This window comes from Listeria innocua (assembly GCF_028596125.1).
Taxonomy (GTDB): domain Bacteria; phylum Bacillota; class Bacilli; order Lactobacillales; family Listeriaceae; genus Listeria; species Listeria innocua.
This window is the reverse complement of record NZ_CP117229.1, coordinates 1,956,162-1,969,657: the sequence shown is the minus strand read 5'-3', so window position 1 is coordinate 1,969,657 and position 13,496 is coordinate 1,956,162. Positions and strand designations below refer to the sequence as shown.

The 13,496-nt window shown below is 37.9% G+C and carries 12 protein-coding genes; 8 read left to right on the top strand and 4 right to left on the bottom strand.

Annotated features, from left to right (window positions below; genetic code table 11):
• Positions 1-7: 7 nt before the first annotated feature.
• The 8 genes from PQQ29_RS10345 (at position 8) to PQQ29_RS10310 (ending at position 9,301) form a co-directional block, all read left to right on the top strand.
• Positions 8-1,072, top strand: a complete 1,065-nt coding sequence (locus PQQ29_RS10345; protein WP_187983925.1) for an SIS domain-containing protein — start codon at positions 8-10, stop codon at positions 1,070-1,072.
• A gap of 22 nt (positions 1,073-1,094) precedes the next feature.
• A complete protein-coding gene (locus PQQ29_RS10340) occupies positions 1,095-2,090 on the top strand; it encodes an SIS domain-containing protein (RefSeq protein ID WP_003763223.1) in 996 nt (331 codons plus the stop codon).
• Positions 2,091-2,106: 16 nt separating this feature from the next.
• Positions 2,107-2,523: a PTS sugar transporter subunit IIA gene (locus PQQ29_RS10335; RefSeq protein WP_003769526.1), complete on the top strand. Its 417-nt coding sequence runs from the start codon at positions 2,107-2,109 to the stop codon at positions 2,521-2,523.
• Between the two features lie 95 nt (positions 2,524-2,618).
• Positions 2,619-3,566, top strand: coding sequence for a DNA-binding transcriptional repressor DeoR (locus PQQ29_RS10330; protein WP_033532884.1), 948 nt, complete (start codon positions 2,619-2,621; stop codon positions 3,564-3,566).
• Between the two features lie 62 nt (positions 3,567-3,628).
• Positions 3,629-4,300 carry a deoxyribose-phosphate aldolase gene (gene deoC / locus PQQ29_RS10325; RefSeq protein WP_187983926.1) on the top strand — a complete coding sequence of 224 codons (672 nt, stop codon included), beginning with the start codon at positions 3,629-3,631 and terminating at the stop codon, positions 4,298-4,300.
• A gap of 79 nt (positions 4,301-4,379) precedes the next feature.
• On the top strand, positions 4,380-5,390 hold the full coding sequence (locus tag PQQ29_RS10320; protein WP_010991752.1) for a substrate-binding domain-containing protein: 1,011 nt from the start codon (positions 4,380-4,382) through the stop codon (positions 5,388-5,390).
• A 130-nt stretch (positions 5,391-5,520) separates the two neighbouring features.
• Positions 5,521-6,822 carry a pyrimidine-nucleoside phosphorylase gene (locus tag PQQ29_RS10315; RefSeq protein ID WP_003769518.1) on the top strand — a complete coding sequence of 434 codons (1,302 nt, stop codon included), beginning with the start codon at positions 5,521-5,523 and terminating at the stop codon, positions 6,820-6,822.
• Positions 6,823-7,006: 184 nt separating this feature from the next.
• Positions 7,007-9,301 carry an SH3 domain-containing protein gene (locus PQQ29_RS10310; protein ID WP_010991751.1) on the top strand — a complete coding sequence of 765 codons (2,295 nt, stop codon included), beginning with the start codon at positions 7,007-7,009 and terminating at the stop codon, positions 9,299-9,301.
• A gap of 40 nt (positions 9,302-9,341) precedes the next feature.
• Here the strand turns inward: PQQ29_RS10310 and budA are convergent, their stop codons facing one another.
• The 4 genes from budA to leuC all read right to left on the bottom strand — a co-directional run bounded on the left by budA (position 9,342) and on the right by leuC (position 13,496).
• Positions 9,342-10,061 carry an acetolactate decarboxylase gene (gene budA, locus PQQ29_RS10305; RefSeq protein WP_003769517.1) on the bottom strand — a complete coding sequence of 240 codons (720 nt, stop codon included), beginning with the start codon at positions 10,059-10,061 and terminating at the stop codon, positions 9,342-9,344.
• A 191-nt stretch (positions 10,062-10,252) separates the two neighbouring features.
• A complete protein-coding gene (gene ilvA, locus PQQ29_RS10300) occupies positions 10,253-11,521 on the bottom strand; it encodes a threonine ammonia-lyase (RefSeq protein WP_010991750.1) in 1,269 nt (422 codons plus the stop codon).
• 18 nt (positions 11,522-11,539) lie between these two features.
• A complete protein-coding gene (gene leuD / locus PQQ29_RS10295) occupies positions 11,540-12,121 on the bottom strand; it encodes a 3-isopropylmalate dehydratase small subunit (RefSeq protein WP_010991749.1) in 582 nt (193 codons plus the stop codon).
• Complete coding sequence (gene leuC, locus PQQ29_RS10290) at positions 12,108-13,496, bottom strand: 3-isopropylmalate dehydratase large subunit (RefSeq protein ID WP_010991748.1); 1,389 nt, start codon at positions 13,494-13,496, stop codon at positions 12,108-12,110. The genes leuD and leuC overlap by 14 nt, the downstream gene beginning before the upstream one ends.

Below are 13,496 nucleotides of genomic sequence, written 5' to 3'. Positions count from 1 at the left end.
TGAAAAAATGAAAAATATGGATTACTATATCCGGTCAGAACAAGAAGTTTATGAAAATATAATCCGAAATCGGAAGGAACTTTTACAAGACATCATTCAAATGAAGCATGCGAATTATGAAGCTATCGTAATTTTCGCAACAGGCTCAAGTTCTAATGCAGCGTTTGCGGCACAGTTATACATGTCGGCGAAACTAGCTATACCGGTTTATGTAGAAGAACCATCTACAGCAGCTAACTACATGCTTCATTTAAACAAAAACACATTATATATCGCCATATCACAAGGTGGACATAGTTATTCTACCATCCATCTTGTAGAAGAAATCGAGCGTCAGGGTGGCAATGTTTTCACATTAACGAGTGATTTAACAAGCCCAATTGCAAAAGCAGGAACGCATACGATTGACCTTGGAATGGGCATAGAAGAGATGCCTTATGTCACCCTTGGATACAGCGCCACGATCTTAATGCTAAATTTAATCGCACTCGAAATGGCCTTATTGCAAACAAAAATTACAGAAACAACCTATCAATCGGAAATAGCGGAATTACAAAAAATCACCGCTCATTTACCAAAAGCTATCGCACAATCAGAAAAATGGATTGAAGCCCATTTTAATGAATTAATGGAAGCGGAACGAATCTTTTTCATTGGATATGGTGCTACTTATGGCGTGGCGCGTGAGGGAGAAACAAAAGTAACGGAAACCATCCGAATTACCTCTTTTGGAAAAGAATTAGAGGAATACATGCATGGCCCTTACATTGGATTATCCGACCGTGACTATATCATTTTCATTGAGCCACATGGTTTGTTAGAAAATCGTGCGGACAAACTTAAACAATTTTTAAAAGGACATGTTGAGAAAATCCGAACAATCTATGCGAACACTGGTGGTGAAAGTACGGATGATTTATTACTCGGCTTAAATACAGCTGAACTGCTAACACCGCTATTTATGACAATCCCAGTTCACTTATTATCTTTTAAAATTTCTAAGGAAAAAGGCATTAATTTAGAAGTATCAGCTTTCCCGGAATTTGACCAAATAACTAAATCTAAAATTTAATCAAAGAAAGTAGGAATGAGCAGTGCTAAAATTTGATGAACAAAAAGTAAGAGAAAATATGGAAGGGGCGTTAAAATTACGCCCGCAAATTAATGAAGTAGTTGACCAAATTCATAACCGAGGATTTAGCAATATTTGCTGGCTTGGCATTGGGGGAACCTACGCATCTGCAATGCAAGCTGTTGTGCATATGAAAGAAAAAACAGCATTAGAAACGTTTTATGAGAATGCTGCTGTATTTTTAACAACTGGCAATAAACGCGTCACGAAAGATACGCTTGTTGTCATTTCGTCAGTAACAGGAAGCACGCAAGAAGTAGTTGATGCAGTGAAAAAATGTAATGAAATTGGCGCAACTGTTTTTGGATTTATTGATAAAGCAGAAGCAGAACTAGCTACTTTAGTGGACCACCTAATTTCATATCCGTTAAACGAGCAATTGAAATTCTTCATGGTAGCAGATCGTTTTATGTACTTAGCAGGTGAATTTGATGATTACGATGCGTTTTATCAAGAAATGGATCAACATTTTGCTAAAGGGATTGTCGAAGTAGAAAAAGCTGCTGATAAATTTGGACAAGAATTTGCTCTTAAACACCACCAAGATGACATTCATTATTTTGTTGGCGCGGGGAACCAGTGGGGCGCAACTTATTCTTACGCAATGTGCTACTGGGAAGAACAACACTGGATTAAAACGAAATCGATTGAATCGCATGAGTTTTTCCACGGGATGTTTGAAATTGTAGAACGCGATACACCAGTTACTATTTATGTGACGGAAGATAGCCAGCGTTCTTTAAGTGAGCGAGTGGTTGATTTTATTCCACAAATTTGCGCTAATTATACAGTTATTGATGCAAAAGATTACGATATGCCAGGCATTTCCGCTAAATTCAGAGGAGCTTTATCGCCATTTATTATCCACGCAGTTAATAACCGAATCGATGTGCACGTGGAAAAAATTAACTGCCACCCAATGGAAATCAGAAGATATTATCGTCAGTTAGACTATTAAAAAGGCGGTTTAGAAAATGAAAGCAATTTTTGTTTGTACCCATGGAAACGCCGCAAAAGAACTCATTCAATCTGCTGAGATGATTTGCGGTAAACAAGAAAATACAAGTTTTGTTCCTTTTGAAGTAAATGAATCTGCAGAAAATTTGCAGATGAAAATAGTTAATGAGGTAGCTAAACTTGATGTATCAGAAGGGCTTTTATTTCTAACTGATTTAAAAGGCGGAACCCCGTTTAATGTCCTCGTTCGATTACTTGAAAACTTTAATGAAGTGGAACTAGTTGCAGGTGTGAATATACCTCTTTTATTAGAAGCATTCCTAAGCCGGGAAATGCTACCTTTAAAAGAACTAGCGAATCAAGTCGCCGAAACTGGCCGACTAGGAATTTATGAATATGCCGCGCCGCTTGAAGAAATAGAAGAAGACTTTTAAGAAAAAAAGACAGCCGCGGCTGTCTTTTTTTATCTTCCCTCTCGAACTATCCTCCTTCATACGTTATACTAAAAAGAAAAAGATGGAGGGATGAAATGGATAAACAAAAAGAACAACTGAGTATTGAGGTTGCGAGACTTTATTATCAATCCGATCTCGGTCAACAAGAAATTGCCACACGTCTAGGTGTTTCTAGACCAACTGTTTCCAGGTTACTCCAAAACGCGAAACTAAAAGGATACGTCAAAATCGAAGTCCAAGATCCATTTTCTAACCTTACAGAACTGGCCGTGGCTTTAAAGGAAAAATACCAACTTAAAAATGTAACCGTCGCTTTCAGTCAAACCAATGACTATAGCGAAATCTCTAAACAAATTAGCCAAAGTGCAGCAGAATATTTAGAAGAAATTATCCATGATGACGATATTCTTGGTGTGAGCTGGGGAACAACCATGTATAAGATTGCCCAAAAACTTTCACCACAGAAAGCTGAAATCAAAGTCGTCCAGCTAAAAGGCGGCGTGAGTCATTCAGATGTCAATACCTATGCGGCCGAAACGCTTGCTCTTTTCGGTGCAGCCTATGATACAGCACCAGTATCGCTCCCGCTCCCCGTCGTCCTAGATAATCCACTTGCGAAACAAATGGTGGAAGCTGACCGTCATATAAAAAATATCATCGAACTCGGCAAAAAAGCTAATATCGCCATTTTCACAGTAGGGACAGTACGCGAAGAGGCACTACTTTTCCGATTAGGATACTTTTCAGACGAAGAGAAAATCCGCTTAAAAGAAAAAGCTGTTGGCGATATTTGTTCTCGATTTTTCACTATCAACGGCGAAATTGCTGACGAAAAAATGAATGAACGGACTATCGGCATTGACTTACAAGATTTAAAACAAAAAGAAACAGCTATTCTTGTCGCAGGTGGAGAACGGAAAATAAAAGCAATTCATGGCGCGCTCCGTGGCGGTTATGCCAACCATTTTATTACCGACCAATATACAGCAAAACAACTACTTGAACAAAATTTCAGCAATTAGTTTACAAATGTTCTGTAGTGCGATATGATAAAGTCAAATCCAATTTTAAAGGAGTTTTTATAATGACAATTGCCAAAATGATCGATCACACTGCTTTAAAACCAGACACAACGAAAGAACAAATTTTAACATTAACAAAAGAAGCAAGAGAATATGGTTTTGCTTCCGTATGCGTGAATCCAACTTGGGTGAAATTATCCGCTGAACAGCTTTCAGGAGCAGAATCCGTTGTATGTACAGTTATCGGTTTCCCGCTTGGAGCAAATACACCAGAAGTAAAAGCTTTTGAAGTGAAAAATGCCATCGAAAACGGCGCTAAAGAAGTGGATATGGTTATTAATATCGGCGCATTAAAAGACAAAGACGATGAATTAGTAGAACGTGATATTCGCGCTGTAGTTGATGCTGCCAAAGGGAAAGCATTAGTAAAAGTAATTATTGAAACTTGCCTATTAACAGATGAAGAAAAAGTTCGCGCATGTGAAATCGCTGTAAAAGCGGGAACAGACTTCGTTAAAACATCCACTGGATTCTCCACAGGTGGCGCAACTGCCGAAGATATTGCTTTAATGCGTAAAACTGTAGGACCGAACATCGGCGTAAAAGCATCTGGCGGAGTTCGTACAAAAGAAGACGTGGAAAAAATGATTGAAGCAGGCGCAACTCGTATCGGCGCAAGTGCAGGTGTCGCAATTATTTCCGGCGAAAAACCAGCTAAACCAGATAATTACTAATTTTGGATGAAACCCCTTTATTATTATTCTTAAATGTGGCAAAATAAGGAGAATAGATAATCTGACTGGGGGAGTTTAAATGGCTGCAACTATCCGCGAAATAGCAGAAAAGACAGGCGTTTCAATTACGACGATTTCTCAAATTTTGAATGGTAAAGGGGAACGATTTAGCGATTTAACCCGTGAAAAAGTCCTGAAAACAGCAAAAGAGATGTCTTACAAACCAAACTTTTTCGCAAAAAACATGATTGTTAGTCATACGAACACAATTGGAATGATTGTCCCGGAAGTAACCGATCCATTTTTTTCCCAAATGGTCAAAGGGGCAGAAGATTACTTAAATAAAGAAGGTTATATGATTATGCTCTGTAACTCTTCTAATGATAAAGAACGAGAAGATTTATACGTAGAAGAATTATTACACCGGGCTGTCGATGGCTTAATTATCGCCAGCCCTAATATTCTGCTCTCTGGTGTTATTAAACGCATGGAAGAGAAGCGGTCGCCGTATATTTTACTCGACCGTCAGCGCAATCCTAGACAAGAAGGTAATATCGCAATTGATGATTTCAAAGGCGGCTATATGGCAACCGAACATTTAATTGAACTGGGTCATACGAATATCGGAATCATCATTTCTGATACATCTTTTTATAACGTACATGAACGCTATGAAGGTTATTTGGCTTGTATGAAAGATTATCAACTTACTGTAGAAGATGGCTGGATTGTGAGCGGGGACCAAACGATGCACGGTGGCTATATCGCCTCGCAAAAATTACTGCAAGAAAATATTAGCGCCATTTTTGCTACCAATGATCTAATGGCAATGGGGACTTACCGCGCGGCATTAGAAAACAATATTCACATCCCTAAAGAACTAAGCGTTATCGGATTTGATGATATAGAACTTTCCGAATACATGACCCCGCCACTTACAACCATTCGCCAACCAGTCTATGGTATTGGCGAAATTGCCGCAGAACTTTTACTAAAAAATCTCCAAAATCCAACCGAGAAATTAGAGAACCGCTTACTTGATATTTCTCTAATCGAACGCAGTAGTACAAAAAGTATTGACAAGAAGTGAGCGAGTACGATATAGTGAGCATGTTAAGCACATGTTCTTGTTTAGTAAAACGGTTTACTTAAAAAGTGTAACCGTTCTCAATAAAGGTACATAAAATGCTAAAGTGGACAAAAAGAAAGGGTGAAGAGAAATGAGAATGGTGGATATTATTTCCAAGAAGAGGGACGGCAAAGCTTTATCAACAGAAGAAATTCAGTTTTTCATTGATGGCTATACAAATGGGGAAATTCCAGATTATCAAGCAAGTGCTCTAGCCATGGCAATCTTTTTCCAAGATATGAACGATCAAGAACGCGCAGATTTAACAATGGCAATGGTAGGATCTGGCGACACGATTGATCTATCTGCAATCGAGGGCATCAAAGTCGACAAACATAGTACTGGTGGCGTTGGTGATACAACAACACTTGTCCTTGCTCCACTTGTAGCAGCAGTAGGTGTTCCAGTTGCCAAAATGTCTGGACGCGGCCTAGGTCACACTGGAGGCACTATTGATAAATTAGAATCCATCGAAGGTTTCCATATTGAACTAGATAAAAAAGATTTCATTAACTTAGTAAATCGCGACAAAGTAGCTGTTATTGGTCAATCAGGTAACCTTACTCCAGCTGATAAAAAAATGTACGCGCTTCGTGATGTAACAGGAACCGTGAACTCTATTCCACTCATTGCAAGCTCCATTATGAGTAAAAAAATCGCAGCCGGCGCAGATGCAATCGTACTTGATGTAAAAACCGGTGCTGGTGCGTTTATGAAAACCGACGAAGATGCAGAAAACCTAGCACATGCAATGGTTCGCATCGGTAATAACGTTGGTAGAAATACAATGGCAGTTATTTCTGATATGTCTCAACCACTTGGTGAAGCAATCGGAAACGCTTTAGAAGTAAAAGAAGCTATTGATACATTAAAAGGTCAAGGTCCAGAAGACTTAACTGAATTAGTTCTCGTACTCGGAAGTCAAATGGTCGTACTTGCTAAACAAGCTGAAACCTTAGATGAAGCTCGCGCCAAACTAATCGAAGTAATCGAAAACGGAGCAGCACTAGAGAAATTCAAAACCTTCCTTTCTAATCAAGGCGGCGATGCAAGTATTGTTGACCACCCAGAAAAACTCCCACAAGCAAAATACCAAATCGAAGTACCCGCTAAAACATCCGGTTTCGTAAGCCAAATCGTTGCTGATGAAATTGGAATCGCAGCAATGATTCTAGGCGCCGGTCGTGCAACAAAAGAAGACGAAATCAACCTAGCAGTAGGTTTAATGCTACGCAAAAAAGTAGGCGATCAAGTCAAAGAAGGCGATTCACTCGTAACGATTTTTGCCGACCAAGAAGACGTAGAAAATGTAAAAGCAAAAATCTACGAAAACATCAAAATCGCTGACCAAGCAACAGCACCAACACTCATTCATAAAATTATTACAGAATAAAAATTTTAACTGTAAAAATTCTTTAGCTCTTCCTAAAGAAATTTTTACAGTTTTTTTGTTGAAGAAATTTTTAATAATGATACTTTTTTCACAAACCTTTGTGATATAATTATTTTTCAAGATGAAAACGATTGCAGAACTCGATCGTTTTTACCTTGAAACATAAATAAAGGGAGATGGAAAAATGAAAAGAATTATATCTGTATTGTGCATTTTTGCTATTGTACTGGGATTGTTTAGCCCATTCACAATTAAAGCAAGTGCAGCAACCAATACAAATAAAACATTTGAAGAGCTTTATGCAGAAGCTAAAAAACATTTAGGTAAACCATATTCGCAAGACCAGGACAAGAGAAGAGGGCCAAATTACTTCGACTGCTCAGGTTACACACAATATGTTTATGAAAAAGTAACAGGAGTAAGAATTCCTAATACTTCAGCTCCTCAATATTCAGCTGCTGATAAAGTGAAAAATGGTAATCAAAAACCTGGTGATTTAGTATATTTCAAAGGTCATGTAGGAATATACATAGGTAATGGTAAAATGATTAATGCTCAAAATGATGGAGTCAAAATAGACAACATTAATAGTAGTTATTGGCAGAGTATTTTTGTTGGATACGGAAGATTTTTCAATTTCTCCGAGAAAAAAGGATCTAAATCCGCCTATGCTGTGTCAGATTTAAATTTACGATCTAGCAATAACTGGGATAGTTCAGTAGCTGGAAAAGTTCCACAAGGCGCTAAAGTATCTATTGACTTAGACAGTGATAAGAATGGTTGGTGTATGGTAACTTATAATAATACTAAAGGTTATATGTTAAATACAACTAATTATTTCTCCGATACACCTGTGATAAAAACATACTATGCCAAGGATAATATAAACTTAAGAACGAAAGCAACATGGGATAGCGATGTAGCTCAAAAAGTACAAAAAGGTGAAAAAGTTACTGTGAACCTTAAAACTAATGTGAATGGTTGGTATCAAGTAACATACGGCGGAAAAACAGGCTATATGATTTTAAATAATAATTACTTAGTAGAAAATCCCTTGAATATGGAAACGTATTATGCGGTTGGTACCTTAAATCTGCGTAGTGCAGCAAACTGGGATAGTAGCATTAGCTTAGTTGTACCAGAAGGCAGAGCTGTAAAAGTAGAAATGGATACAAATAGTGGTCCTTGGTATAAAGTAACATATCAAAACCAAACAGGTTACATCCCACTAACAGATGATTATTTATCCAAAACTACTGTTCTAAAAACGTATTACGCTAAAGATAATTTAAACCTAAGAACAAAAGCAACTTGGGATAGCGACGTTGCTCAAAAAGTACAAAAAGGTGAAAAAGTAACAGTTAATTTAAAAACAAGTGTAAATGGTTGGTATCAAGTAACTTATGGTGGTAAAAAAGGTTACATGATCTTAAATGATAACTATTTAGTCGAAAAAGCGCTTAATATGAAAACCTATTATGCGGTGAGTAGCTTAAATTTACGTAGTGAGGCGAAATGGGATAGTAGCATAAGTCAAGTGGTTCCAGAAGGTAGAGCTGTCAAAGTCGAAATGGACACGAATGTTGGCAATTGGTTTAAAGTAACCTATGACAATAAAACAGGTTATATGCCACTAAATGATTTATATTTATCTGAAACCGCTGTGTTAAAAACCTATTATGCAAAAGATAATTTAAACTTACGTAGCGAAGCAAAATGGGATAGTGAAGTTACTCAAAAAGTAGAAAAAGGTGAAAAAGTAACAGTCAATTCGAAAACAAGTATCGATGGCTGGTATGAAGTAACATACGGTGGTAAGAAAGGCTATATGATTTTAAATAATAATTATCTTGTAGCAGAACCACTAGATTTGAAAACATATTACGCAGTTAACACATTAAATTTACGTAGTGAATCTAAATGGGACAGCAGCATAAGCCAAGTGGTACCTGAAGGCGCTAAAGTAAAAGTTGAAATGAACACAAGTGATGGTAATTGGTACAAAGTAACTTATCAAAATAAAACAGGTTATATGCCGCTAAATGATTTATATTTATCTGAAACTGCTGTGTTAAAAACTTATTATGCAAAAGATAATTTAAACTTACGTAGCGAAGCAAAATGGGATAGTGAAATTTCTCAAGTAGTAGAAAAAGGTGAAAAAGTAACTATTAATTCGAAAACAAGTATAAATGGTTGGCATGAAGTAACTTACGGTGGTAAAAAAGGTTATATGATTTTAAGTGATAACTATTTAGTCGAAAAACCATTGAACTTGAAAACGTATTATGCAGTAGGAGATTTAAATTTACGTGGTGAATCTAAATGGGATAGCGACATAGTTCAAGTTATTCCTGCGGGTACTCCGGTAAAAGTAGAAATGGATACAAATGATGGTATTTGGTACAAAGTAACGTATCAAAGTAAAACAGGCTATATGCCACTAACAGATGATTATTTAACTTTAACAGCAAAATAAAAAAAGAACTCCTCTAAAACTTTTTAGAGGAGTTTTTTTATTAATTTTCCGCTGCTTCAATCTGTTCTAACATATCCGGTGTGCTTAAATCGCTTCTAAGAAATTCTGTTGTTTGTGGTAACTGAAGTTCGAATTCAGTTTGTTGTGCGACTTCAACAGTACCTTCAAGCATTTCGTAATCAAATACGTGACCACCGATTTTGCGCATATCATCAATAAAATGTACGTGATAGCCGGAAACCCCAATACCACTAATATAAGCAGGTGTCCAAAAACCAACAATTGTACCAGTAATATACTCAAAGTGATACGTTGGCTGTTCCTTCACCGCTTCAATAAGTGGCGGATATGGTCTTTGTTGTTTTGGAACAACGCGAGTGTCCACATAACGGAAATTCCCAGTCATTTTCACCGCGTAAAAAACGTTCGGTCCTTGCACTAATTCGGCGATTTTTTCTTCCACAGTTTGTTTAGAAGTAGGTTCTGAAACAGTAAAAGACGTATCGGCTTCAAAAAAAGTAGTGCTCGCATAAGGTGTTGTGTCTTCCGGTTTTACTTTATAAGCTTGACCGTCCGAGCGTATTTGAAAAGCTTCCCCATCCAAAATAATCAGTTCGCCATCAAATTGGTCAAGCGTTCCTATGCCGAGGTCACCGTGTTGTAGTAATTCTTTAAAACTTGTCGTTCCGCTAAAAAGACCACCAACAAGTGCTGCCATTGTAGAATGCTGAAATAATCGATTTTTTCTTACTGTGTCCATCATTGCCACTCCTTGAATTGTTATATATAAAAAGTTGTTTTTAAATAATACAGTCTAATTTCTATATGTTCATTATACTACTTTATATCCTTAAACAAAAGATTTTAAACCAGTTTTCAAAATAAACTGTTACTATAACAGACAGATAAACTGTAATATAAATAGGCTCCCGCTTCATGCGAGAACCCATTTTAAACAAGTAATGTGTAAAGTGTTTGGTTATCATTAATCGGTATATAACTCGGATCAAAAGCAGCAACCCGGTCAAGCAAGCCTTCATAATCATTCTTATCTTGTAAAAGTACACCGATGATAACAGGTCCATTGCCTCGATTTACTTTTTTCGTATATTCGAATTTAGTAATATCATCATGCGGTCCAAGAACATCATTTACAAACTCTTTTAGAGCACCAGGGCGTTGAGAGAAGTTGACGATGAAATAATGTTTTAATCCTTCATGAAGTAGGGAACGCTCTTCAATTTCTTGCATTCGATTAATATCGTTATTTCCGCCACTAACGATACAGACTACTGTTTTATCTTTGATTTCCTCACGATAAGTTTCGAGAGCAGCAACGGAAAGAGCACCAGCTGGTTCGGCGACAATCGCTTGCTTCGTATACATATCTAAAATTGTTGAACAAACTGCTCCTTCAGAAACGGTTGTCACTTCATCAACTAAGACTTTTGCATGCTGAAATGTTAAACTTCCAACTTCTTTCACTGCAGCCCCGTCAACAAATTTATCGATTTTATCTAGAGTCACAACTTGATTTTGTTTTAATGCTTCTGTCATCGAAGGCGCGCCAGCTGGTTCTACACCGATAATTTTTGTGATTGGACTTTTCGCTTTTAGATAAGATGCCACACCGCTAATTAAGCCGCCGCCACCAATACCTGCAAAAACATAATCCGCTTGCTCATGTGCTTTATTTAAATCTTTTACCATTTCAACCGCGAGCGATCCTTGGCCTGCGATAATATCTGGATCATCAAACGGCGGGATAAATGTCTGACCATGTTCTGCTGCGAATTCTTTTGCGGCAGTAGCAGATGCATCAAACGTGTCACCAACTAAAACAACCTCCACATTACTTCCACCGAAAAATTTCACTTGCGATACTTTTTGTTGTGGGGTAGTAGTTGGCATGAAAATCGTTGCCGGAACCGTCATACGTTTACAAGTATAGGCGACTCCTTGGGCATGATTTCCAGCGCTTGCACAGGCAACTCCTTTTTCTAACTGTTCTGCTGACAGTCGAGAAATGGCATAAAAAGCACCACGTAATTTAAAAGAACGCACCCGCTGTAAATCTTCACGTTTCAAATATACATTGCAATGATATTTTTCTGATAGGTAAAAATCGTATTCAAGCGGGGTATGCTTGACAACTGGTTTTAATACATCATAGGCTTTTTCGACATCTTCTTCTGTCACTAATAAATCAACTAACTCCATCATCCTCACTACCTTTTCTTATATGGAATCCACTTTTTGCTCATAGGCTTTAATCGCGTCAATATGTTCAAAAGTAATCGCAATATCATCCAGCCCATTAATAAATTTATTTTTCCATGTAGCATCAATCTCAAATGGGTAGGTACCAACTGAACTAATGACTTGTTGTTTTGGCAAGTCAATCGTCACTTTTTCCTCGGCAGTGATTTTCGCTAATTTTTCACGGGCTTCTCTAGGAAGAACAATAGGAAGAACGCCATTTTTCGTACAATTCATATAAAAAATATCACTATAACTTCCAGCGATAATCACTCGGAAACGGTAATCAAGTAGCGCCCATGCGGCATGTTCACGAGAAGAGCCGCAACCAAAATTATCTCCTGTAATTAATATCGTTGCTTCTTGACGGTCAGGAGCATTGAGCGGAAAATCCGGGTTTGGTTTCCGATTCGGAAGGTAGCGCCAACTATCAAATAGAAATTCGCCAAAACCAGTCCGTTCAATTCGCTTTAGGAAACTTTTTGGAATAATTTGATCGGTGTCAATATTATCGTTCATTAGTGCAACTGTTTTACCAATGTGTACTTTAATTGCCTCCACTAATAACCGCCTCCTTTCGAATATCGATAAAGTGTCCGTTAATTGCCGCCGCTGCAGCCATTGCTGGTGAAACAAGATGGGTACGTGCTCCTTTACCTTGGCGCCCTTCAAAATTACGATTCGAAGTAGAAGCGCAGTGGACCCCGTCTGGAACTTGGTCGGGATTCATTCCGAGACACATCGAACAACCAGGTTCACGCCATTCAAAACCGGCATCTTTAAATATCTTATCAAGGCCGATTGCTTCTGCTGCATTACGAACTTGGCGAGAACCAGGAACGACTAGTGCCCGAATATTATTTTTTACTTTATTTCCTTTAACGATACGAGCTGCTTCTTCTAAATCAGACAGCCGAGCATTCGTACAAGAACCAATAAACACATAACCAAGCTCGATTTCTTCTGCAGTTTGACCAGGTTTTAGTCCCATATATTCATAAGCTCGCTCATAGTTCATATCTTTAATTTCCGGAAATGCTTTTGAAAAAGGGACACCCATCTCTGGATTTGTTCCCCAAGTGACATATGGTTCTAAAATGCTAGCATCCATTTCGATATGAAGGTCATATTCCGCATCAGGATCAGTTTTAAGCGTTTCCCAATCACGAATGGCTTTTTCCATGTCAGAAGGAGCATATTCACGACCACGAACATATTCAAAAGTAGTTTGGTCTGGCGCCATCATGCCCATTTTTGCGCCACCTTCAATAGCCATATTACAAATCGTCATACGTTCTTCCATCGACATATTGCGAATCGTTTCGCCATAATATTCAACCGCATAACCTGTTCCAAAAGCGACGCCATATGTGGCAATCAAATGCAAAATTATATCTTTTGCATAAACGCCTTTGGGAAGTTTTCCATTAATTTCAATACCCATAGATTTTGGTTTTTGTTGCCAAATAGTTTGGGTCGCAAAAACATGCTCTACTTCACTGGAACCAATCCCAAAGCCAATCGCGCCAAAAGCACCATGTGTTGCAGTATGCGAATCTCCACATACAATCACTTTTCCAGGTTGAGTAAGACCAGTTTCAGGTCCAACCATATGCACGATTCCTTGACGGTCGCTACCCATATCAGCTAGTGTTACCCCGAATTCTTCGCAGTTAGTTTGTAGTGCTTCAATTTGCTTTTTAGCAACTAAATCTTGAATGTTGAAAATGTCTTCAGTGGGAACATTATGATCCATTGTAGCAAATGTTTTATCTGGTCTCCGCAGTGGTCGATTTTCCATTCTAAGTCCTTCAAACGCTTGAGGAGAAGTAACTTCATGAATCAAATGAAGGTCAACATATAATAATTGCGGTTCACCTTCTTTACCATAAATGACATGGCGGTTCCAAAGTTTATCAAAAAGTGTTTTCCCCAT